This is a genomic window from Zooshikella harenae, from assembly GCF_018837975.1.
Classification (GTDB): Bacteria; Pseudomonadota; Gammaproteobacteria; order Pseudomonadales; family Zooshikellaceae; genus Zooshikella; species Zooshikella harenae.
Window position 1 is genome coordinate 57505 of record NZ_JAGSOY010000008.1, and the last position, 26116, is coordinate 83620.

15 protein-coding genes are annotated in these 26116 nt (G+C 37.8%); all 15 read right to left on the reverse strand.

Translation table 11 applies throughout. The features are described 5' to 3' along the window. Nucleotides 1-12 precede the first annotated feature (12 nt). Nucleotides 13-1167 carry a Card1-like endonuclease domain-containing protein gene (locus KCG35_RS05775; RefSeq protein ID WP_230409044.1) on the reverse strand — a complete coding sequence of 385 codons (1155 nt, stop codon included), beginning with the start codon at nt 1165-1167 and terminating at the stop codon, nt 13-15. A 274-nt stretch (nt 1168-1441) separates the two neighbouring features. Next, the gene (locus tag KCG35_RS05780) at nt 1442-1924 is read right to left on the reverse strand and encodes a hypothetical protein (RefSeq protein WP_215818727.1); all 483 of its coding nucleotides are present in this window, start codon (nt 1922-1924) and stop codon (nt 1442-1444) included. A 419-nt stretch (nt 1925-2343) separates the two neighbouring features. Further along, nucleotides 2344-3024, reverse strand: a complete 681-nt coding sequence (locus KCG35_RS05785; protein ID WP_215818728.1) for a DUF1266 domain-containing protein — start codon at nt 3022-3024, stop codon at nt 2344-2346. A 13-nt stretch (nt 3025-3037) separates the two neighbouring features. Next, nucleotides 3038-5410 carry a tetratricopeptide repeat protein gene (locus KCG35_RS05790; RefSeq protein WP_215818729.1) on the reverse strand — a complete coding sequence of 791 codons (2373 nt, stop codon included), beginning with the start codon at nt 5408-5410 and terminating at the stop codon, nt 3038-3040. 26 nt (nt 5411-5436) lie between these two features. After that, nucleotides 5437-7125 carry an Hsp70 family protein gene (locus tag KCG35_RS05795; protein WP_215818730.1) on the reverse strand — a complete coding sequence of 563 codons (1689 nt, stop codon included), beginning with the start codon at nt 7123-7125 and terminating at the stop codon, nt 5437-5439. Nucleotides 7126-7628: 503 nt separating this feature from the next. Beyond that, nucleotides 7629-9239: a sigma-54-dependent Fis family transcriptional regulator gene (locus KCG35_RS05800; RefSeq protein ID WP_215818731.1), complete on the reverse strand. Its 1611-nt coding sequence runs from the start codon at nt 9237-9239 to the stop codon at nt 7629-7631. A 10-nt stretch (nt 9240-9249) separates the two neighbouring features. Further along, the gene (gene tssH, locus KCG35_RS05805; protein ID WP_215818732.1) at nt 9250-11961 is read right to left on the reverse strand and encodes a type VI secretion system ATPase TssH; all 2712 of its coding nucleotides are present in this window, start codon (nt 11959-11961) and stop codon (nt 9250-9252) included. Next, nucleotides 11951-13009 (reverse strand): type VI secretion system baseplate subunit TssG, encoded by a 1059-nt coding sequence (tssG, locus tag KCG35_RS05810; RefSeq protein WP_215818733.1) that lies wholly within the window; start codon nt 13007-13009, stop codon nt 11951-11953. The genes tssH and tssG overlap by 11 nt, the downstream gene beginning before the upstream one ends. Then, nucleotides 12973-14757 carry a type VI secretion system baseplate subunit TssF gene (tssF, locus tag KCG35_RS05815; protein ID WP_215818734.1) on the reverse strand — a complete coding sequence of 595 codons (1785 nt, stop codon included), beginning with the start codon at nt 14755-14757 and terminating at the stop codon, nt 12973-12975. The genes tssG and tssF overlap by 37 nt, the downstream gene beginning before the upstream one ends. Nucleotides 14758-14773: 16 nt before the next feature. Beyond that, the gene (gene tssE / locus KCG35_RS05820) at nt 14774-15190 is read right to left on the reverse strand and encodes a type VI secretion system baseplate subunit TssE (RefSeq protein ID WP_215818735.1); all 417 of its coding nucleotides are present in this window, start codon (nt 15188-15190) and stop codon (nt 14774-14776) included. Nucleotides 15191-15402: 212 nt separating this feature from the next. Next, nucleotides 15403-16887 (reverse strand): type VI secretion system contractile sheath large subunit, encoded by a 1485-nt coding sequence (tssC, locus tag KCG35_RS05825; RefSeq protein ID WP_215818736.1) that lies wholly within the window; start codon nt 16885-16887, stop codon nt 15403-15405. 29 nt (nt 16888-16916) lie between these two features. Further along, on the reverse strand, nt 16917-17417 hold the full coding sequence (tssB, locus tag KCG35_RS05830) for a type VI secretion system contractile sheath small subunit (RefSeq protein WP_215818737.1): 501 nt from the start codon (nt 17415-17417) through the stop codon (nt 16917-16919). Nucleotides 17418-17442: 25 nt separating this feature from the next. Further along, nucleotides 17443-19107, reverse strand: a complete 1665-nt coding sequence (tssA, locus tag KCG35_RS05835) for a type VI secretion system protein TssA (RefSeq protein WP_215818738.1) — start codon at nt 19105-19107, stop codon at nt 17443-17445. Continuing rightward, entirely contained in the window at nt 19100-19849 is a 750-nt protein-coding gene (locus KCG35_RS05840; RefSeq protein ID WP_215818739.1) for a SapC family protein, read from the reverse strand. Before KCG35_RS05840 ends, tssA begins: the two co-directional genes overlap by 8 nt. 21 nt (nt 19850-19870) lie before the next feature. Then, nucleotides 19871-26095, reverse strand: a complete 6225-nt coding sequence (locus tag KCG35_RS05845) for a two-partner secretion domain-containing protein (RefSeq protein ID WP_215818740.1) — start codon at nt 26093-26095, stop codon at nt 19871-19873. Between the last annotated feature and the right edge of the window lie 21 nt (nt 26096-26116).

A 26116-nucleotide genomic window follows, 5' to 3' on the forward strand; every position in this document is an offset into this window, starting at 1 on the left:
CAAGTAAAATAACTACTTTTCTACATCTTGCATAATATGAAATATGTGTTTTTTTAGATCCAGCAACTTTTCCGCTTCCAAAATACAAAGCCCCATTAACCTTGCACGTTCTTTATTATGTACATTAAAGTTTCCAAATGATGCGATGACGCCACAAGCATTTTTACCACCTAATCGATGTAATAATGCTTCCATTTTATATATTGTATTAATTCCACTCTTTCTTTGAGCCAAAAAATTCCTAGCTTTACACTCAATAATAAATAACTGATTATTTGCTAAAAATACAACATCTAACTCATTTCTAACGGTACTATTTCCATAGTCCCAGACAACTTCAACTCCTCTGGCAACATCTTGAATATACTCACTTTCTCTCGCTATTTTATCTAACTCAGAAAAAACATATTCCTCTAACCAAAAACCATTACAGAATGCCCTATCCTCTTCACTAGAAAAAATTAAACGCTTTTTCTCTAACGTAACCAAGTGGTAGAACTCCAAAGAACCCACAAGCTCTTGAAGCTGAGCATTATAATACTCCTGGCTGGATAGCCGCCTAGAACATAACTTTAGGTTATTCGCTGTTGAGGCTAAATGATTTAGTAGTGCCAACCCTTTGGTCAAGTGCCTAGCACGTTTAACCCATCGTTTACCTAAACGTTGAGCTTCTTGGGAAATCTTACTCGTTTGCTGGTGCGTAACTGCAACGCCCTGTAGCTGAAAATAGCGCTCAATTGAGAGATGATCTTCTAGGTTTATAACCCCTTTATTTGCAGGGTTATTTAGCCAAACAACTACATCACTTGTTTGATTGACCTGAAAAATACCCAAATTTTCCTGTTTAAAAACCTCATAAGCTGCAATCGCTAAAACTTTATTTCCTCCTGAAATATTTAGCTCATAGTCAACTTTATCTGGATACTGCAATAACGCACTAATTGTAATTAAAAGATCATTGAAGTTCCAAGCATCATCTATAAAAACTGTTTTAGTAGTAATTCCTATTTCTTCTATGAAAGCCGATGCACTATTAACAGCTTGCTGTAAACGTGTTATAGCAACAAAAACAACTTCATTTGGTTGCATTCTAGAATCAAGAATAGGGGTCACATTTGCACTTACAGATTCACTAAATAAAATAATTTGTACTCTTTTTTTAGCCATCACAGTACTCGTCAAGTAAGCGAAAGTCTTATCTTTTCATTGCTAAATGTAAAATACCATACGCACTGTAACTTTTTGCAAAACATGACCAATAAAATAATTAGAACAACTCAAGCATTACACTTAAAAAGTGAATCAGAAACGGGGTACTGAATAGACATCAGATAACACAATGATCGTATCTGATACAGACTCATACAATCTTATTCAAAAGGATAAATCATGAAATAAAAAAACCACCTAACGGTGGTTTTTTTATTGAAAGAGTATATACCTAGTGGCAACCAAGCTTATGTAACTCTACTGCATTCTCAAGCCATTCTACTAACTGAGAGAGAGAATACTTTTGGCTTTGCATCCGCTCTGTGCATTCTTCCACAATATGATCAGGTGCATCAGTTAATAGTTTAATAAGTTGTCTTGCCTGGTCCCTCATCTCTTTAGGGAGACATGTAAAAACTGAAAGAAAGTGCCTTTCATCAGGCATAAGAGTGCCTGGAGACTCTTCAACCCCCAGTAGATAATCCATCGGAACTAACAATACATGGGTTAATTTGCGAAGTATATCACTATACAGACTGACAGATTCACTAGTAGGTATACCTTGCACAAGTAACTGCTCAATAACAGAGACATCAACACCAGAGCGCGTTGCAAGCTCATCTACATCGATTTCTATATCAATCATTGCTTGCCGCAAACGCGTTGAAAGCTGCTGACTTAACCCTACGTCAGCCATCATAAAAGGAATTTCCATATATGTTCTTCCGCTATCTTAAATTCATTTTAGCAAGCCTACGACAACCACTACATTACTGCCGTGCACTACATCACAGTGTTAAGCAAGAAGACTTAATATTCTTTTCTATTATTTTCTTATAGCGATTTAGAATAATCTCTGGATAAATAAGTTTTAAACTGAACTTATTAGTCTTGTCAGACACTTACGACTTCTGTCGTAATAACTTAGCAATTAACTAACTAAACGTAACTATACTCTGTTTACACGCTATGTGCAAAAATATTCTAACAGAGAAATACTTTACTCATATCAAAGATATAATTAATTCCATACGCCTAAAAAGTACCTTAAAATTTTACGAGAAATAAATATTGACTCATTAGAACTGAAGGCTTTGAAGTAGTTTATAGAAAACTAAAGCACTCTTATCCTCTTTACCCTATCACGTTCAATTTATTGTGCCAGTAAAACGTGTTTACTGGACTATCGTTAGTAGTCAATAATGTTTTCCAACAACAATAAATGTCCAAAATGCTATTTACAGTAAACTCTTTTTTCCAAAACTGTCGACCATAAAGAAAACTCAAGGCAAATTCGCGCCAACTTAAAAAACAAGAAAAAGCTAAATCAGCAGCTTCGAATATACATTCCCAAGCTTTTTCTTCACTGATATAACCCACGAAGGCCCCTCGCCTAAACAGATGAATACATGTAGCAATATCCCATGCTTTAATTCCCATATGAGTTAATTCTGGAAGACTACGTTTTACAAACTGGAGAACCTGGTACTCTTCTTGCTCCTGTTTATAGGTATCAATATACGATAATTGCCTTTTACTATCGATTGTATTCAAAAACCTTGCTCTTGCACTAAAGGCAGCATTATACCCCCCCTGCTCAATTAACCAGTTTTTTAATTCAATGAGAGAGCTTCCACAAGTTACTTTCCAATCTCTTTGCAACTGGGTTCGCCAATGGTTTTTATATTCTTCACTATCATCACAGCCAAATAATGTTTGGTTAGCGTCTTCCAGAAGAACATCATGAAGACAGGCCAGTCCGATAGCCCTCATCTGTTGAGATGTGTGTTGAGGGGGGTAATTAAACTTCATCATCTAGTTTTTGACCTTATGGACAAATATTTAAGCTACTTGGCTCTTCATCAGAAACTAAGGCAAAATCAGCCCAATTAATTACATCCAAAAGTGAATATATATTAATGAATATTTTTTGATACTCTTTTTCATCAACACACATCGTGTTTTGCATATTTGTTGATTCAGACGCCAGTACAATCCAATGATTAATCAATAAAAGCCATTGTTCATAGTCTTCACTAAACACATTAAGTAGTCTTTTTGCTTTAACCCAATGACGCATTGCAGCAACAAAATTTTGCATACCAAATTCAGCCAATCCTAATAAAACTTGACTAGCTGCAGATTGCTCTTCTTTTACAGTCATCGCCCCAGTTGCTTTACTGGGATTACATTCCCAAATATACAGTAAGCTTGAAAAAAAACTGTGAATACTTACAGCTAAAACTGGGGGAAAGTGACCATTAGACTCAATACTTTTTAATAAATCAAAGGCAGAAGAATATTGTTTTTGCAAAAATAGAATAATAAGTTTATGCCAAAGCCACCAAGTACTCACTGATGCAGCCTTATCAAAAACCTCAAATAAATCAACTAGTTGATCAATTTTTTTATAGGTTATACATAAATAAATACATCGTCGAACCAGACTTTGACATGTAAATACTTCCCAAGCTTGTACAGCATAATCTAGAGCATCTTTTGTGCGATTCAGGCCAAAGCTTGCTTCAGTTAATATCCATAAAAGCCGTAGTGAAAATCTCACACGATATAAATCATTTTTATTAATATAATTCACTACCTTTTGATATTCATTTAAGGCTAATAAGCAAGCAGCAATCTCCACTTTTGCATTGATATTTGCATTATCTATGTGAACACATTTACGGAAACTGGTTAACGCCTGCTGGTAATTTTTTACTAGATAGTAACATTGTCCTAATCGAAACCAATCATTCGCGGATATATCAAGCTGTGTTAATACTGATTGGTAATCCTTAATCGCATCACTGTAATTTGCCAATTCAAAATTACAGCGAGCACGACATGATAAGTAAATATGATTATCATCATTGATATCAATATTAATCAAATTCAGTGCATGCAGGTAATAACCCAACTCTAAATAACAGACCACTAGTTCTTTTTTAGCTTCAGTACATACCTCCTCACACTGCTGTATGTACGTAATATAATGTTTAGCATCAGCATGTCTGTTTAAGTTTGTACAAACTTTAATTTTGAATAAAATACTCCATACAGCAAGCCGATAATCCTGTATTGCAGGCAACTGATTTAAAGTAGTTAGTGCTTCATTCGCTTTTCCTAAAGCTAAGGATACCTTTACCTTAAGTAAGGCAGTTACAACTTTAAGCACATGACTCTCAAACTCTTGAAAATCAATTTCAGCAAGTAATATTAGCATTCTCTCATTAATAGGTGCCTCAAGCAGCCTCACTAACGCACTTTCGATTTCATCAGAAGGTATTTGGTTTGAGTTTAAAAGTGATGTATAAAGCCCATGGATGGCCTCATGATTCTGAGGATCAATATTAAAAATCAAAGTGTAAATATTTAAAGACTGGCTCCAGTTTTTTTGTTTTACTTCTATTGTTGCAATTCTTAATAAGAAATCAAGATCATTATCTAACTGATAACCAGCATAAAAACAGTCTTTAGCTCGTTCCAACAAATTAGCTAGCTCAAATGAACACCCTAGCAATCTCAGGAGCACAGGATCTGCATCATAGATTGCGTATGCAGACATCAAATGCTCAATTGCAGACCTAATATCATTACAGATTAAAGCATGACGCCCTTCAAGTCTCCGTTGTAAATACTCATCAGCATTGACTGATGGTAGCCCTTGCAGTCCATCATAAGTTAAAAATCCAGGGCCATCTTTAAAACTTCCAAAAAAACGATCAACTAAGCTTTCAGGATACTGGCGATAAAAAATCCACTGATTAGCTATCCAGTCAAAGTGACAACTTAAGCGTTTTAAAATAGTTGGGGGAACAAAAGGGTGATCTAAAAAAAACCGTAATAATTGTACAGAAAGCTCTTCTTTCGCTTCTTTGTTCAGACCATTTATACTTAATAACCAGTTATCCCAAACAATACTCTGTACTCTTTGTGAAAAGTCAGAATAAATCATCTCAACAGCGTACAGTGCTTGTTCTACACCAGTCATCCCTACGTTATGCTGATGAAGCCGGTAACCATCAACATCTAACTTATTATGCTTAGCGCTTAACAGAGCTTGCTCATAAGCCTCTCTTAAACCCTGAAATGCGGACACATCATCTAAATGACCAAGTGCTTTTAGCTGCTTAGCATAAGCTTTCTTAATTGCCTGCACATCACTTGTAGGCTTAATCCTTAATTGTTCCCAACAGTCCATAGCGATCACTTTTAGTTAACTTAAAACTACATTTCTGCTTCCAAGTGGTCTAACAAAGCACTTACTTCATGGTAAGCTTCCGCAATATAGTGCTGATCCTGACGAGCTAAAGCCGTTTCAAAGTCAACAATGAGCTGTCCTATTAATATTCTCTTTTCACCTAAAGCTTGTTCAAAGAGGCGCTCACCTCTTGCCAGTAAAAAACGATTTGGCAAGTGTTCTCGAGGATGAATTTTCAAACGGCTTAATGCTTGTAGTCGTTGAGTAATTTCTTCTGCTGAAAACTGCCCAGGATTTTTTTCAATAACTGTTGAAAAAGTTTCTGTGGTTGATAGCACAGTTACTTCAACCTCAAGCAATCCATTTACATCATAGGTAAAACGAACATCAACCGCTTCTTGACCAGCTTGTGCCGTAGGAACATCAACGGAAATATCTCCTAATTTTATATTATTCTTAACCCGCCGACTTTCTCCTTGATAAATTTGAATACATACTTTTGATTGTCGGTCTGCTGTAGTATAAAAACGTTCCACACGTGAAATCGGAATAATACAATTTCTTTCTAATATTGGCTGATAAAGTCCTGTTTCTGTGTATTTACCTCGTGATGCTGCCACCTCAACCCCTAATGAATAAGGACAAACATCGGTCATTACCACTTCTTCAAGTGCTTTATCCTGTACAAGCAGTCCAGCCTGTATTGCTGCCCCCATTGCAATAACCTGATCCGGATCTATCCCAGTAACGGGAAATCGTGAAAATATCTTGGTCGCCATCGTTTTGACCATCGGCATGCGTGTAGCCCCACCGACTAAAATTAACTGATCGATATCTGTTGGCAGAAAACCAGCGTCTTTTAGCACCCTTTCCACAGGTTTACGTAAACGATCCAATAAGTTTGCAGCTACTTGCTCAAACTCTGATCGTTTAATATCCATTTCTATCGAGGCAGATGCTAATACTACTTTCAAAGTAGTCTGCTGTTTCGTACTTAATTCATGTAAAACACGTTTCACTGCTTGCCGTAGTGTCGTACGCTCTGTTTGTGTCAGTGACTCCAAAATAATCGCCTGCTTTGCACAACAGTAACGTACCAACTGCTCTAAAAAGTCCTCTCCACCTAAATGGTTGTCACCTGCACTGGCATTGACTTCTATAACACCGTCAAACAGTTCAAGTAGTGATACATCGAAAGTCCCGCCACCTAAGTCAAGTACTATCACCCGTTGCTCACGCTGTTCCTGAATACCATAAGCAAGTGCCGCTGCAGTTGGCTCATTAACCAAACGAGTTACCTTCAATCCTGCTATTTCACCTGCCAAGCGCGTCATTCTGCGCTGATGCTCGCTAAAATAAGCTGGTACACTAATCACTGCTTCGGAAATATGCTGTCCAGTGTAGTTTTCCGCATCTTCTTTCAAGGCCCGTAAGACAAACGAGGCAAGTTCATGAGGTAAGAACTGTTGCGCACCCAGACCAATCTCACGTTGACTTCCCATATATCGCTTAAATACTTCAAAGGTATGAAGAGGGTGGGTAAACAGACGCTCCTGTGCCACACGACCAACGACTATATCACCGTTATCGTCAAGACCAACGACAGAAGGTGTAAGCTTTTCACCTAAAGCATTGGGAATAACATCTGTCTTACCGTTTTGCCAAATAGCGATAAGCGAATGTGTAGTGCCAAGATCGATGCCTACAATACTCATGGCAACTCCATTGCAGATAATGATTGGTAAATTCAGGCTCAGTTAACAAAATCTTTTTGTTATCAGATAGTTTAATTTGATAACAATTATAAAGATAAAAGACTAAATAAAGTGCGAAATGTACCAAGCTAGTAAATACCATTTGTCGGCTTATAGAGCAGCAACAGTAAAGTTGTATTTAGCTGTGAGGAATATCTATTTTATAAAGTGAACAGTGTAACTTTTATAATCCTTTTTTGTTTTATAGTCTGTTCAGACTGACCAAACTACACAACGAATTATGAGAAATAACATAGATATACTCTACGCGAATAAATTTTAAGCTTTGTTGCCTGCACGCTTGACCAGCAAGGATGTTGGGAATGCAGTTCATGCAGGCGCTTTTAACTGTCACTCCAGTCGCTTATAGAAACCTCTGGAGTTTCTTCACTTGACGGCCGCACCCTTGTGCCCTAGGGGTATAAAAATCCTCCATTATGGATATATTCTTTAGCTAGCAATATTTAATTGTGAATGCCATAACGTTGTATTTTTTCTACTAACGTGCGCCTTGGCATTTTCAATACTTTTGCAGTTTGGGTCTGATTCCAGTTATTTGCTCGTAAATGTGATTCAAGTAGTTTTTTCTCATAGTGTTGCACCATTTCCTTCAAAGGCAACCCATTTTGAGGATAAACAACTAATTCATCAGGCATTTCTGAGGAAGCACCATTCTCCAAGAGAATTTGCTCTGGCATATGCTGTGGTAATAGGACTGTTTCCCTATCACAAAGTAATACTGCTCGCTCAATAATATTTTGTAACTGTCGCACATTTCCAGGAAAGTTATATCGCATAAGTATATCCATCACTGCAGGCGAAACCTGAATTTCCTTGCGGTCATAGCTTTGGCAATACCCCTTAATAAAGTGATTAACCAGTGCAGGAATATCTTCCTTACGTTCTCGCAAGGGGGGTAAAACAATTGGAAAAACACTTAACCGATAGTATAAATCCTCTCTAAACTCCCCTTTGGTAATTTTATCTTCCAGATTACAGTGAGTAGCAGCAATAATCCTGACATCAACTTTATGTGCCTTATTTTCACCTATTGGCTTAACTTCCCCGTCCTGCAGCACTCGTAGAAGCTTGGTCTGTAAATTCAGTGGCATGTCACCAATTTCATCTAAAAACAGCGTGCCACGATGAGCTTCATCAAGTAGCCCTTTTCGATCACTGCTCGCCCCCGTAAAGCTACCTTTTTTATAGCCAAACAACTCACTTTCCAGCAATTGTTCCGGGACTGCTGCACAATTTTGAGTGACAAAGAGTTTATCATTTCGGTCGCTGTGCTGATGAATTGTTCGTGCAAAAACTTCCTTACCTGTTCCCGTCTCTCCACGCAATAGCACAGTGACATTTGAACTCAACACTTTATCCATCAGTGCATAAACTTGCTGCATCGGTTCGCTTTCACCGATAATTTCGTAATTCTGTGATGATTTCCGTTGCAGCCGAAGTTGTTTATTTTCTGCTTCAAGTTGACGGTTTGAGGCATCAAGTACTTGAATCAAATGTCGATTCATTGCCATCAACATCGCATTATCTAGCGCTACAGCAGCTTGGAGAGCAAAGGCTTGGGCAATTTTTTCAACCGACCGAAAAGAGGCAGAAATATGCCCATTTTGTACTTTAAATAGCTCCAACACTCCTAGCGTTTGCTGATTACAATCTCGAAGCGGCATCACCAATAGTGTTTCAGTCTTACATTTTAAAACCTGGTCACGCAGATAAATTTCTGTCAGTTCAAACCCAGCAAACTGATAGGCACTATCAATGTAGGTTTGCAGGCCAGTAAAAGCGACATAGCTATATATATTCTGCGTATTAAACTGTCCATGCGCACGTAGAGGAACATCTGCTGCATAATCGAAAGCAGTTGGCGTTCCTCGCCAAATAGCTGCTTTGGGTTCCAGACGAGACTTAGTGATGTCCAGCGTATATAACGATCCTCCATCAGCCATACAAAGCTTACAGCCCAGCAAAACAATTTGCTGAGCTAGGCGATCTATATCACGCTCCGTGGCTAAGGCAACACTGGTTGCTAAAAGCTCTTCAACAGAAATTGCTGACATCCTTTTCCTACTACGCAGGTGTTACCACAAAAGCAAGATCCTGATTCAAACTCACATGCAGTTTTGTATAAGCATGCTGATCTGAATCCATACGTAAAATACAATCAGATATTTTTGGCAATAACCCACCATTAATCAGCTGATCAATGTTACGCGCTCCCGCTTCAACTTCAGTGCACCTTGCAGCCATTTGCGCTAATAATTCAGGATCATAACTTAAAGCCAGTTTTTGCTGTTGTATTATACGTTTATTGAGTTTACTTAATTTCAACTCAACCAGCTCAGCCATGACATCACTTGCAATTGGAAAGAATGGCACTATTTTCATTCTGGCGAGTAATGCAGGTTTAAAATGAGCACTGAGTACAGGGCGTACTGCTTTGGCGAGTTCATCTTGTGAAGGGTACTTTCCATCCTGACATAAATCACAAATAATATCTGATGCTAAATTACTGGTCATAAACACTAAGGTATTTTTAAAATCGATTTCCCGACCTTCACCATCAGATAACGTACCTTTATCAAATACTTGATAAAATAAATTCATCACTTCCAAATCAGCTTTTTCAACTTCATCTAATAACACAACAGAGTATGGTCGCTGACGAACGGCTTCAGTGAGCACACCGCCTTCACCATATCCCACATAGCCAGGTGGCGAGCCAACCAAACGTGATACGGTATGCTTTTCTTGAAATTCAGACATGTTGATGGTCGTCATGAAACGTTCACCACCAAAACATAGGTCAGCCACATTAAGGGCTGTCTCGGTCTTACCTACTCCACTAGGGCCAACCAATAAAAACACACCCATTGGCGTATCAGGGTTATTCAAGCCAACCTTAGCCGCTTTAAGTGCTTTATCAATCTCAGCAACGGCATGATCCTGACCTTTAACCCGGCTTGTCATTTCAGAGACAAAATCAACACCTCCCTGAACAGCGGTTGCCAGCATTTTAGATGCAGGTATGCCTGTCCAAGCAGAAATTACTTGTGCTATGACTTCCGGATCTACTTCAAAGCTGACTAATACATGCTCTTCCTGCATAACCCCTAACTTTTGCTCTGCCTCTTCAAGGGCTAATAACAGTTGGCTAACATCTTCACTAGGCTCAGCTACAGCATCTTCTATCGTTAATGGCACATCTTCTTCAGTGCGATCTTCGCTGCCAGTCTCGTTTTGACTCGCTTGTTCCTCTTGACCTTCTGATTGCATTCCTTCGGGATGATGTTGGATATCCCGTAGCTTTTGCCTTAATTCAAGAATCTCCGTAACCTGCTGCTGTTGTTCCTGCCATTGTTGCTCAACAATTACCAATGACTCAGCGACTTCATCTAATAACGCTTGTAGCTCTTGATAACGCTCACTGTCATATTTGACGCCGAGCTTTTTATCCCGCTCTAAACCTGCAAACTCACGTTGTAAACAAGCTTGTTTAAATAGCTGATCCTCTACCTGAGCAGGTTTTGCAGCCATACTCACTTTGACCCGAGCACAGGCTGTATCGATCACATCAATCGCTTTATCAGGCAGTTGGCGACCTGAAATATAACGCTCTGACAACTGAGCTGCAGCGACAACGGCATCATCACGGATATAAACACCGTGATTTTTTTCATAAATACCTTTCAAGCCTCGTAGAATAATCGCCGCTTGCTCTGCATTAGGTTCCTCTAGCTTAACTAACTGAAAACGCCGAGCTAAAGCAGGATCTTTTTCAAAATACTTTTTATATTCTGACCAAGTTGTTGCTGCTATCGTGCGCAAATCACCTCGCGCGAGCGCTGGTTTCAATAAATTTGCCGCATCACCTCCACCCGCTTGATTACCCGCACCAATTAACGTATGCGCTTCATCAATAAACAAAATAATGGGTTTTACTGATGATTGAATAGCTTCAATAACGCCTTTTAAACGTTTTTCAAACTCTCCTTTTACACTAGCTCCTGCTTGCAATAAGCCCATATCCAAACCTAAGAGCGTAACATCTTTTAAAATGGCCGGAACATCTCCTTCAACTATTTTTAATGCCAGTCCTTCCACTACGGCAGATTTACCTACACCTGGTTCACCGACAATTATGGGATTATTTTTTCTTCGGCGAGATAACACATCAACCATTTGTCGTATTTCGTTTTCCCGACAGAAAACCGGATCAATTTTTCCCTGTTTAGCATGCTCTGTAAAATTAATGGTATATTTTTCTAAAACAGATTGCTGATCCCCTGCTGAAGATAAAGGTTTGGAAACAGGTGATTTATTCTCTTCATCCGCACCTTGTAATAATTGCTTTAACTCATCGGTTGGAATCGTACTTAGCACTTTATAATAAGCCAATCGCGAGAAGCGTAACTCATTATCAAGTACCGTACATAACAAAATGCCTGGAGAGATAAAGTCCATTTTTAATTCGACAGTTGCTAATAAAAATGCTTCCTGCAGCCAATCCTGTAAAAACTGAGAAAACACCGGTCGGCCATTATGGCCTCCTCGCATATCCTGCTCGTGCTGCAATGCTTTTTCTAACCGACTGCTCTCAATTTCATAATGCTTCAATACTTTTTGAATTTCACCTTCTTCAACAGCTAAAAGCTCTAATAAAACATCTTCTACTGTTATTTCAAAGCCTTGCCTCGCTACACAGCGACTGGCAGCAGACTCTATTGCTGTTCGGCTTTCTGGATTTAAATGGGAAATAAGTAAATTAAGATCAAGCTTCATGTGTCACGATATCCTGTTGCTGTTGATCCGCAGAAAACCAGTGATAGCTTGGCAATACCACTTCATGATGATTTTTTAAGGACTGGTGTTCACCCAACCATGTTGTCCAACCTAACCGGCAACGACTGGTTTGTTTTAACTCCAGTTTAGGCGCTTCATAAGGCCTAAGACCCAACTTGATGTCATATTCAAGTTGATCGCGTTGAATAAATTTAATTAACTCATGTAATGGACGATAATCATCCCCAGAAGGAAGAAACCGTTCAAAACGTGAAAAATCCAAGTCATCAATGACTACTCTGAACTTACCAGAACGATCTCTGACAGAGGCACCTAATACTAAGTTAATTCCCATTTCACAGTTTGCCGCCCCAAGCCGGTTACGCTGTTCCTCTGGGATTGGTACCACACGTAACATACACTGCTGAATTGAAATGGCTTTATGCTGAAAATAATGCCGCATAATTCCTGACAATACCCCCGCAGAATGAATACGCATACTCAATAAGCCTAAATAAGGCAGCAACCGATGCCAATGTAAGTGAGTACTTTTTCTAAGGTTAAGCTCACCTAATCCTATCAGCGAAAACATGTGCTGAGAGAACTCATCTAACGCTTCTTCTTGATAGTTAAGGTAGTATCGATATTTTTTCCAACCGTGATACAGTAGCTCAATATATCGGTGGTTAAATAAATCCATGAAATCACGTATTGGATGATTTTCTGGATCATTTTGTACAATTCGTTCTGTATAAAAAGCAGGTAATGGGGAAGCTGGTCCGTACAGTCCCATAAAATTAACTGTCAGCAAGTAATCTTGCCTTGCTTCTAACTGCCTTATTTCAAGCGAAGCAATATCACTCGGAGGAAATGCAAGCGAGGCATTTGCCCGATAACGCATGTTAATTGGCTGGTCATCAAACTTAGCAGATACAGGAATATAGTATGATGTTAGTAAATGAACCGCTTGATAAAAGCTATATTGCCTGCTGTTGACCAGCAAATCATACATTAAAGCACTGGCTGCTGACCTATGCGAGGCTCCCACGTATAAATCTCCCCATTTTCAATACCAACCACTTCAAGAATATGGAATGAGTTCAATGATACATATAAAGCAAAAAACTCATTTAATACTGAAGCAAACAAGAACATTTCACCTTCATTCGCAAACTTGCTTATTCTCACCTGTAATCGTGTTTTGATGCCTCTTATTGGCAAGCCTTTATATAATCGATCAATATTTTCATGCTCAATTTTTTCAATGCCTTCAAGTCTATTTTTGCTTATTCGGGCATATTGACGATCATAGTAACTACGATAATCATAGGTTGATAAAATAATTCTTAGCGCTTCAGTATTGACTAATGACACATAATTCAACGACATATTGGATATAACACGCCAATGAAAACCTTTATCTAATGGAGGTGTGAATGATTGTGTTACCTTCGTTATATTTTCAAAATCCACATACTCGGGAGTATCACCTGTTTCGACATTAATATCACCTATTGATAATTTACTCGGCAAATTACGATTACTACAGGTTAACTCAACAGAAATAGTTTCTGCTTGCGGTGCTAAGTCTTCATCATTAAATGAAACAAAAGATAAATAAGTATCTACGCCTTGTTGAACAACAGAATCTTTTAGACGTGTACGGTAATAAATATTTTTTTGGCTACCACCAATTGAAATAGCGTGATCGAACGACTCAAAGGGTTTATACGCTCTTTTTAGCTGGTCACCATGCCCCCACCCTATAACATTATCAATACTGTAAATTTCATAGTGTGAAGGACTTTCACCTGCAGGTAAAACCCGGTATTCAGTACGGCGTTGATCCATCCGAATGGGGGTGGCTTCATGTTCAAATAAATTAACAACTGGAGTGCAAAACAAGCGAACATTTTCTAATTTAGGTATATCTTGACGTTCAATGGGTCGATCAAACTCAATAACTAAGTTAAATTCACCAGCTGTTTGCAAAATCTCTTTAAGTGTTTCTTTTTGATAGATTTTATCCAGACCTTCAATATCAACAAACAAATATTTTTCTGGTAAAGCAAAATACTCCTGAATATAGCGATACCCCATAAAAGTATTATCTGAATAGGGTAATAAGCTTTCATTATCAGCAAAGCCAACCGGCTTTACATGGTTGGGAGTTAACCTATATAAATCAATTGACTCTCCTTCAACAGAAGTAGTCACCATTATTTTTTTAACATGTCTGCTCAAAAAGTAATAAAGCGTTTGAGAAATATTAAATTGACCGTGTAAAAAAAGCCGCAAATTCTGCAGCGATATATCTTGTAAAGTTGTAAAGTTTTGCAAAGAAAAGTGTAATCGTAAGCTACTACCTGTTGCTTGAAGGGTATACTCAAGATCATCTAAAGTAATAGGATAAATATCCACATCGTAACATGTATGAAACTTACAACGCGTCCCATCAACAGGTAGTGATTGAACTTCAACACCGCGTTCAATTGTTTGCTTCTCTGATAACCCACCTTGTATTGTATATTCCAAAATACTCATCGAAGGAACGGGTTTTAAATAGTTTGGCCAGAGTAAACTCATTACCGAATGAGATAACTCTGGTAACTCATCTTCTAGCTTTTGCCGTAACCGCCCCGTAAGAAATGAAAAACCTTCAACTAAACGCTCAACATCAGGGTCTTGTTCCTGCACTGATAAATAAGGTGCCAGCCTTGGATTTTTTTCTGCAAACTCTTTACCCAACTCACGAACGGCATTAAGTTCATCCTGAAAATACTTATTGAAAGACACCGCACTTTTCCCCTTATCAACCTTTTACCCGCGCTTGACCAGAACCAGCTAACTCAGTTTCAAATGAAATACGTGAACGTTGATTTTCCGTTACGACTTCTGCAGTAATACCAAACTTAAGCACTAATGGATTATCTGCATCTTCATAGTGTTCAACACGTATCGTAGATAGCCTGGGCTCATATAAACTCAGGTATTCTTTAATAGCTTGTTTTATTTGAATAATGGCATCAGGAAATTGAGACACTAAATCATTAAAGTCAGGCATGCCATAATCAGGTAAAGCCATCACACTACCCTGACGCACATTTAACATATCTTGTACGTGGGATAGGATCGACTTTTGTAGTTTATGCTCATCAAATGCTAATGTTCTTTGGTTAACTGTTTCTGCATTGATGATTCGTTCAAATAAACAACGCTCTGCAGTCATGCGCTCTCTTTATTAAATCAGTTGGAGTTAAACCCATTGATAAGAAATATACCTTTTACTAAAAAAGTATATTTCTAGCTAAAGAATAGACTTATAGAAAGAGATCCAGGTTGTTGGTATTGCTAGATCCATACTGGCGAACTTTTGCCTTTCATATAAGTTCAGCAATACCAACAACACTGATAAGCTCAATCAAGTATATTCACTACCACCTATGATTTATCAAGCTTACCTACGAGTGACAGCGTAAAATCAGCCCCCATATATTTGAAGTGAGGGCGCACAGATAAGTTGACTCGATACCAGCCTGGTTCACCCTCAACATCCGAAACAATTACTTTTGCCGCTCGTAGAGGTCGACGACTTCGAACCTCTGGAGAAGGGTTTTCCTGATCAGCAATATACTGTCTGATCCATGTATTTAGTTCCCGCTCAAGGTCTGAGCGCTCTTTCCAGCTACCAATATGCTCTCGCTGGAGAACTTTTAAATAATGCGCTAGCCGGTTAATAATAAACATATAAGGCAGTTGCGTACCTAGTTTATAATTGACTTCAGCCGCTTTGCCTTCAGGATTATTAGAAAACTTCTTCGGTTTTTGAACTGAGTTTGCAGAGAAAAAGGCCGCATTATCACTTCCCTTACGCATTGTTAAAGGTATGAAGCCTTCGTCTGACAACTCATATTCTCTCCGGTCAGAGACAAGGATTTCTGTGGGAATTTTCATTTCCACATCACCCATAGAATCAAATAAATGCACGGGAAGATCTTCTACCGCACCACCACTTTGTGGTCCAATAATATTTGGGCACCAACGGTACTTTGCAAAGCTGTCTGTTAATCGAGAGGCAAATGTAAATGCTGTATTTCCCCATAAATAGTCTTCATGACTGGAAGACACATCTTCTCTATACTCAAATGCACGAACCGGATTTTCCTCTGGATCATAAGGTTGGCGTAGTAAGAAACGAGGCATGGTTAATCCAACGTAGCGGGAATCTTCTGATTGCCGGAAACTATGCCACTTCGCGTACTGAGGACCTTCAAAAATTGCTTTCAGATCTTTTAGGTTCGGTAACCCTTCAAATGATTCTAAGCCAAAGAATTTTGGCCCTGCTGCAGCAATAAATGGAGCATGAGACATTGTAGAAACACTGGCTACATTCTGTAATAATTTCACATCTGCTGCTGCTGGTGAGAAGTCATAATCGCCAATAATGGCACCAAAAGGTTGTCCACCAAACTGGCCATATTCTGCGGTATATACCGTTTTATAAAGACCTGACTTGGTTATTTCAGGCGCATCTTCAAAATCTTCATACAGGTCTTGCTTTGATGCATTTAATATTTCGACTTTAATATTTTCCCGAAAGTCTGTCCGATCAACAAGCACTTTTAAGCCACGCCAAGTCGACTCCAGTTGCTGGAATGTTTTGTTATGTAAAACCTGGTCAACTTGTTTACTAATACGCCCATCAATTTCAGCGATCATTTTATCAACAAGGCTTTTGTTGATGCGCTCTTCTTGATTTTGGGGCTTCAGTAATTCAGCAATAAATGCAGTTACACCCTTTTTAGCAACATCATAGCCCTCTTCTTGAGGCGCTATTTTTGTCTGTTGCACTATTTCATCTAAGAGTGAACTGCTTTCAGTAGCCTGCTCATTTGTTTGTTGATTCATTTCTGGTGAATCAGACATAACGCTCTCCTACTTAAATACTTTAAGGATTATTCGCCAGAATGTTCTTTATCTAACCCTAATTCTTGCAGTAGCTTCTCTCTAGATTCAGTATCATTCAATACATTTTGAATGGCTTTTCTAAACGCAGGAGCGTTACCCAATGGGCCTTTAAGTGCTACTAAAGCATTTCTTAATTCCAGTAATTGATTCAGTTCAGGCACCTGCTGAACAATACTTTCAGGTTCAAAATCACGAATATTTTCAAATTTTAACGATAGCCCCATATCATCATCTTCGTTATCAGATAGCGTATTGGGCACAGCAATATCAATGGCAAGGTTTTGCTTTTTCAACACTTCATTGAAGTTGTCTTTATCAACGCTAATTGTTTTGCGCTCTTCAATTAAACGGTCATCTTCCCTTAAGGTAAAGTCACTGACCACTAACATTTTAAGTGGTAATTCAACATCTTCCTGTGCACCACCTGTTTCAGGCTTATAAGAAATGTTGATACGTTCTTTAGGTGCTACAGAACCTTCTTTTGCCATTTTCTATCCCTCTATTCAATAAACGTTATAACTCAAGTGCTGCTGCAACATCAAAACAACATAGCCTTGCATGCAAACTTTCTATAGTTTCAGGTGCTACTTTTTTATTGGGTAGTCGTTTATAACTTCGTAATAAAAGTGACAGCACCTGAATACATAATTCGGGTTCCCACTGATCTAAATGATGTGCTACCAAATAGCGATCCATCTCTTCTAGAATAGGACAAGCCAATTCATACTTTTTTACATCAAAGCAAAACTGTGCCTGTTGTAATTTCCAGTACATTGACTCTCTTAACGATGCAGATCGTAATCCTTGTCTAAAAAGGCATAATGCTTCCTGTAATTGTTTTTTACTTGCTAATGCTTTTGCCTCTTTAAATGCTTCTACCCACGGCTGGTTCTCATCTTGTAAGTGACTTGATGATGACTGATTGCTGCTTGCTAACACAGTAGACTTAACCCAGTCTTTTGTTTCCTCATCAGCAAAAGGAGACTGATCAAAAAATGTTAATTCGAGTAACTCCGGAAACTTTCGTAAAAAACTAGCTGTTTGTGTTATTACAGCCTCATAGGCTTCTTGTAAACCCAACTGAAGTAATGCTTCAGCCACTAAACGATGGCCATCTAACCAAAAAGGGGCTTTTGAAATACTGTTTTCAACTTCATCAACAAGCTGTTGATATTGACCATTAGCCATAAGATTTTCATAGGCTAATCGCTTGTCTTTTGGAATAGGTCTTAAATCTGTTTTACCTTGCTGGTGACGAGGCAGCTGAAAAACATTCAACCATGTCGCATAACGATTAATTTCATAGGCAAATGCATCACTTAATTGCTGCTCACGCTTATAAGCGGCAATTTGTCTCAAATAGTCCTGACAGGTTCGTAAAGCCTTATTGCACTCTCGGTCATCTGTTAGATCACCTTCTAAAGGTTTTATATCCGTCTTAACTGGACTCGAAACAGGTTTAGCCTCTGTTTTTTGTGCTTGCGGCTTTGTACTTGTAGCTTGTTTTTCTTCTTGAGCTTTTACTGGCTCTGCTGACGATTTGCTCAGTAAAGTTTCTGCTTCCTGTGGCTTGTTACTTTCAGGTTGTGGATTAACAGCCTCAGCAGGCATTGATAACTCAATGTCCTCAATAAACCCCACCAATAAGCGACGAAATGGTCCCAGCGCAGGCGCATGGTCTCCCATAATATCATTTACTAGCTGTTCTAAAGCTTTTACTCCCTCAGTTGCTTTAGACAACGTCGCGTGATCATCCTGCACAGGTTTATAGTTTTCAATTTTTTCCTGGAGTTCTTCAACCAACCACTCCAAAGCACTAACTCGTGCTCTTATCCGCTTTTTTGGGGGAAAAATAATATCCCAACAATGCTCAATAAAATGTCTCAGCATTTGAAAGCCTGCATACAACCCTTCAAAGCCATACATTTCATAAAGCGCTCGACAAAGATAACAAGCGACTAAAATATCTTTTGATTGCTGCTGTAAATGCTCTTCTGCTTGAGCAACAACCTTTTTCCAGGTGACAGAACCTTGGTCAGTAAGCGCTGTAAGCTTGGCAAACTCAGCTTCCAGCGTTTCATAAGTAGAAGCATAGCGAGCATCGGACCCAGATGGAGCATCTTCAGGTAATTGAGCCGTCGCGACTTGCTGAAAATAACTGACATCTAACTCACTCATAACTGCTTTGCCCCTCAATAATCCTTTGTGCCGCTATTTTATCCACGAGTACCGAAAAATTAGTTAATGACGATAGGTGTTCATAAAGGAGCATCATATAATCGTTTGTAATAAGTTCCTTCAACTGTTTTTCTGTTAGTTTTTGCAATTGTGCCTTACTAATCACCATAAAACCTGTGACGGATAAATCATCTCCCTTATTCATTTTAATTTGAGCATTCATAGGCTCCAATAAATTAAGTGCTTTTATATGCTTACAAAAGGTATTTGTGTCCTCACTTGCCTGTTGAAAAGTCTTTAAAAAATTAATTTTACTTTTTGTATACTCGCTCACGCTACCTGAATGAAATAGATCAACGCCTTGTTCTTTATTTAATACGGCTGATTGATCATCAATACAAACAATCCAGTCTTGTTCAGGCTGCTGAACTTCGGCCAATATGAACGGATATCGTCTTATATAGGCAGGAATATATTTAGCTGTCCAACTTCCTCTGTCAGTCACAAATACATTATGGTGTTTTTCTAACCCAAGGACAGCCGCAGGCTGAATCTGATCATCTTGTTCAACAAAGACAATAGGAAAAACTTTTGAAGCCTGACTAAACTCTGTGGAAGTTAAATAAACAGCGCTGGTGTCAGCAGCAAATTTATAGTTCGCATTTTCGAGAATTTTACACTCAGCATGGTCTTCCATGCTGAGTGGTACAATATGCTTATAAAACGCGTTGTTCGTATTCATCTGCTTACAACATCATACTATTTATTCCTTCATAGTAGTCATTGACTCCAATCTTTCCACTTGAAGCAGATCTTCATCGCTATAGCTAAACAGTGTTACCCCATCAAGAAAGATACTACTATCAAAATAGCGTGTATCCTCAAGTGTTATTAGCGCTGTTTTGGCCGCATCCTTAGAGACTTTAGGTAACATAACTGTTGTCGTTTCAGACGTATTTACCAACGTTGGTTTATTAAATAATCCCTCTAATACCGCCTTACGTGCATTATAAATTAGCAGGTCTTTGCTCACGAGTAAGTTAACAGGTTGATAGTTGCTGCCAATTTCACCACGTGTATTTAATTCAACCCTACGCGCGATAATATTGCGTCTATACGGATTAGGCAATGTATAAATATCACCCACTTTAGAGGTGATTCGCACATCGTCAGCTTTAATATGTGAAATATTTACACCAGAATACCCATTGAGTACCGCATTTCCAACAGTACTCAATGAGCGATTGCTAAACATATTAACCTGTCCCTTGTTACTTATGATGGATACAGCCTGAGCATTAACATTTCCATTTAGATTAATATCTTTCTGTGCCAGCACATTTAAATAGTTGCTATTCACAGCTCCAAGCACAATTCCCTGACCACTGTGAATATTCACATTTGCTGCTGTAAGCGAACGCGCATTAACATTTCCCGCAGCTTTTGCTAAAAAGCTATAACCATTACCAACAACGTTAGGTAGTAGAATTTCTCCCGTATCGCTATAAAAAATTCCATTGTTATACAGGTAAACTGCTGGTGTTTTTTCCAGATTAATGCCTCTTTTTGCTGATACAGAGTGAAAGACATCAACACCACTTTGATTTTCGATAATTAGCTGACCATCAAGCGACACCTGTCCAAGGCGTATTCTTCCTAATCCACTGTATAATGCCAGGTTACCTGCCCCCTCAACCAACGTTTGAGACAGGTTAATATTTCCTGCATTCTGTTGCGTCTTCAAGCTAACATGCTTAGCGATATCTAACGTTCCAACCTGGCTAAAATCCAAGCCACCTTGCTTAGCACTTATATCACCCTCTAATTCGACTCGAGGAGCTGTAATACCTAGTGAAGCTATATGGGCAGAAGCTAATTTGATTATGCCATTAGGAGCTGTAAGTGATAATGCATAATTACCTTGCACATATTTATCTGCAGCTAAAATATCACCAGCGCTGGAAACAATAGATGTATCATTAGCTAACTGCCACAAACCTGTACCATTAAAACGTACATCATTAAAAGCTTGTATCTTGCCATCAGTTGTTAATGATCCAGTATTAAACACTGTAAGACCGTTAACAGAAACATCAGATAAGCTTACATCGCCTCCGTTGGCATTTATGGTTAAACCATCACCTTTAACCTTAGCATTAGAAAAGTTAATAGCACCATGCTGGGTTGATACAACAACTTTATTTTCTAAAGCAATCAGATCAGCACCTACAGCATTTAAGCCATCATAAGTAGCAATATTTCCGGCCAAATTAAGTTTTTGTGCTTTTACATCAAACCGCCGTGCAGAAGTATTATCTAAAGACACAGTATTGCCAGATAATGTGACATTACCATTGATCGTAGCTTTACTGACATAAATTTGACCATTTAATGCATTAAAAATCGTATTTTGGTGGACATTAATTGCTTTGTTATTATTAAAAAATATCCCTTGTTCAGTCGTAATATCATGATAAATATCGACTAAACCAGCATTACTTATTGATAATGTATTAATGAGCGAATTATTAGAAAATTTACCCAATCTAACAGTATCTGCATTAAGGTTTATCGCATAGTTACCTGCAAGTGTTTTATGTGACAAATCCAACTCATTATTTGGAGAACTTAATAATATATCCTGTTTCAGGACAATATTACCTTCATTTCTAAAATCAAAACCTTGTTCTGCGGTTAGGTTTGCATAAAGATTAATCGTTTCAGAAGGGTTCGTCTGAGTACCACCAACAGTTAAACGGCCATCAATATTCACCTGACCAAGATTCATATCCCCTGTCTCATTAATGAGATTCAAGCTTCCACTACCTTGGACAAAGGTATTTTTTAAATCAATAGCTGCTTGTGAAGGACTAACGTTATCTACTATTAGTGAACGATTACCATCAACATTCAAAACACCAACACGTGTTAAATCTAGAGAGCTATTACCAACCTCAATATCACCCTGTAAATAAACGGTACGAGCAGAAGCATCTAAATTATTTACATCAGCATCAGCTAAATAAATATTACCTCGGTCAGCTGACAAGTTTAAACCATAATTACCTGATATATTCTTATCATCAACAGATATAGAACCATTATTAACGTTGATACCTGTATCACCCGCTAATAGCCAGTTTCCGGTTCCATCAAAATAAATACCACTTTCAGCATCAATATTACCAACTGTAGAGAATTGTCCCGTATTATTTACAGCAAGTTCTTTGACTGATAGCGTCCCTAACAGCACATCACCTTGTCCAGCTTCAATATAAAGATTGTCACCTTGTACTAAGCTATCTTCTAAACTGACATTAGCATTACCAAGGTGTGTATCAATAATCGTCTTTCCAATAATCTCAACTGTATCTACCCTTTCTGTGTTAAAAGTAGAATGAGTTTGGATGTTATCATTAAGCGTTAAAGATTGTGCCTGAAAGCCTAGCTTATCAACTGTTAATGCGCCTAAAGTAATGTTTTTGGCATCAATATTTAATTCAGAACCATAGAGCTTACTGTTTTCTAGCAGCACATCACCTTGCAAAGCATGAATTTCAATAGGTTGACCTAGCTTAATTCGACCATTGTCAGTTAAATCAACTCGCTCAGAAACAACAATATTATCATTGAGTAGCACATTTTTAGCGTGGTTGATCGTCAATGTTTTAAGTGGGTTAAAAGTATCCAGTTTACCTAGCGTTATATTTTCTGCATTTAGTGTTAACCCATAATTACCAGATAATGTATTCGCCGCTAAATCTAAATAAGAATCTTTACTATTTATAGCAATATCATCCATCAAGGTAACAGAGCCATGCCCTTTAAAGTAAACACCATTATCAGCCGTTATATCATCAACGAGTGAAATATCTCCAATAGTACTAACGGTTAGTTTTCCAGCACCTAAATTGATGGAACCGAAATTTATATCTCCATTGCTATAAATGCCTAACTGATGGCTACCTGAAATTACAGTATCAGCGAGGTTTAAACCACTACTTAAATACTTCAGCTGAAGATCATTCTGAATGTGAATACGGTCTGTATTATTAAATATAATATTCTTAGCATTTACAGAATCATTAAGAAATACATCTTTTGCAGAAATGTCTAAATCGCCAATATTGATGTTAGCGCCAATACTAGAAAGTTTGATGTCTCCATGACTACTTATAAGAGATAAATTACGTTGCCCATAAATATCACTAACCATCGATAAGTCAATATCGTCACGAGCACTGACAACTGCATTTTGTTTTAAAAAAATGTAATCACTATTTAATTGTACTTTGCCAATATTCGAAGTTATATCGTTATTAATAGAGGTTAAATAAACACCATTTGAGATAAAATCTCCATCAATGTTAATCAGTCCAGTTGAAAGATTACCTCGATTGAGGTTAAACGTAAGGTCTCCAATACCACTTATCTCTGTATTGATTAAGTCTAATGATGAATACCATCTATCAACATTAATTGCAGTATCATATTCTAGGGATAACTTTTCAATATGATTAAAATCGATTGCATTATAAACATAGATATCACCAGCTAAAACCACTTCATCAGCATTTGTTAATTTAACTATATTGAATTGATCACCTTGGCTGCCAATTTGCCCAAGTTTGATATTCTTTGCATTTAAGTCTAACGTTGATGAGTTGATTAGGTGAGAATCACGCAGATCAATTATTCCATAATCAGAATGAATTTTACGATCCCCAGAAAGACTAATTTTATTAATATTATTAAGCGCAATGTCACTATCAGCGATAATATTACCTTCAACAGAAAGGTAGGCAGCGTTTTTCATTGCAAGTGAACCTACATCTAACCTTTTTAAGTAAGCCTCGTTAGCCGTAAGGCCTAATGCGTAATCTCCTGAAATATTGTTATTAAAGCTAATATTCCCACTGTTTGATACCATTGACACATCATTTTGTAAAATAAGGCCATAATCTGCAGCTAAGTCAATTCCTTTATTAGCACTAATATTCCCTTTTAACTGAAGTATCGCTTGAGTATCTATATCAAGCACGCCTTTAATATCAACATCCTGTAATAGAATATTTCCACCACGATTTTGTATCTTGAGATTATGATCTCCAGTTACAAGCTTGGATAACTTTATTTCAGACCAGTTGTTACCCGTTTCTAACTCAACATCTCCAGCTAACGTAATTTTTCCAGTATCACTAAAATCAATTAATTTTTTAGTGTAAATATTATCAGACAGGATTAAATTAGAGGGTGTATTTCCAAATATTTCAAGTTCATTTAAGCTTATTTCTCCGAGCGCTATCGCATGACCAGGTGCGGAAAGTTTTAGTTGCCTGCTGTTATCAATAAAATCATGCTTATCAAGCCTGATATCCCCACCTTGGTTTGAAATACTTATGGGTGAATTACTATAATAAAGAATAATATCGTTTACATTTTCAATATCAAAAATACCATTCAAACTAAGGTCACCAGCAAGGTAAAGCTGATCCGCATCAAGGCTTAAACTGGCTATATCGACAGAATTTTTAAAGTAAATATAACCTGGTGTTTTTAATGCTAATGTGTAGTCACCTTGTACAATCGGTAATGTCAAATCACTATTGGTACTAATTAAAGAATCAGTATTTAACTTGATATTATTTTGTTTCTTCAGCGTTAAGTTATCTGTCCAAATATCACCCGCTAAGGCAAGTGATGCTGAACTAATCGTTAACTGATCAAGTGGAGATGTTGACTGGTTAATATCACCTAATATAGCTTCATTATTTGCATTAATCGTTAAATGCTGATCACCAATAACTTGAGCATCCCCCAGATCTATGTTAGTTCCATTTACTGAAGTATTTTTAGCAAAGTTAACATTGCCTTCCAACCTAAGTTGATTAACATCAACTTCATTGAGATTAGAGCCAAACTGTGTATTTTCTGCTTTAACTGTTAAGTCATTAATCTTAGCTGACTCAGATATTGCCAAAGTGATATTTTTTGCTTCAACTTTGATATTTGCTTTCTGTTTTTTTCTGTCCCACCAGCTAAATTCATTAACTTTTCCAGCCAGTTCAACTTCATCGCCAGTTATCTCAATAGTTCCACCCGTTCCAGCACCGATATGACTAAGGACTTTAAGCTCTTTGGTGTTAACAACTTTCTTGCCTGAAAGAGTAATCTTACCATTTTCAACCGTAGTCGCTTTAGCCTGAATAATACCGTCATTATTAACTAAGCTGTTTATGGCATTATTTGTTGTTTCTGCCGAAAGTTTGATATATTGCGCGTTAATCTTGTCATTATTAACCACTTCTCTAGAAGTACTGTCATTTATGATAAGTTCCCTATCTACTTCAATAGATATGAGGCCATCACCATCAAAATCCAGTGAAGCCTTATCAGAAGCAATTAATGAGGCATTAATTTTTGCAGTAATAATACCGTTATTAATGACTTGTTTTCCTATTAACGCGACGCTACCTGATGAGGCATTAATCAGTCCATTATTTTCAACATTACCATCACTATTACCTGATAATGTAAGCTTTCCAGTATTCTGAAAGCTTTCCGCATGCTCATCTGACACATTCATGCCTGATGCGACGATTCCACCGACGTTGACAGTTGCATCTTTACCAAAAATAATACCATTAGGATTAACGAGATAGACCTGTCCATTGGCCTTAATATTCCCATTAATTTGTGATGGGTTTTGGTCATTAATTCTATTTAATACAGTAGCTGAAGGATTTGGCTGTTTAAATTGAACGGTTTCATTTTTATTTACATTAAATGATTGCCAATCAATTACAGCTCTATTATTAAATTGCGTGATCGTTGTTGTAGCACCAGACTGGTTAATAACTGCATCCCCAGGAGTTACAGTTCCATTCTGTGGAGCAGCCATTACCAGCGTTGGAACAACAATACTTGCTGCCAGCATACTTTGACGAATTAAGGCAACTAAAGGTTTTACTTTGACGTCATTAATCATTATCTACTTCCTTTTGCCTAA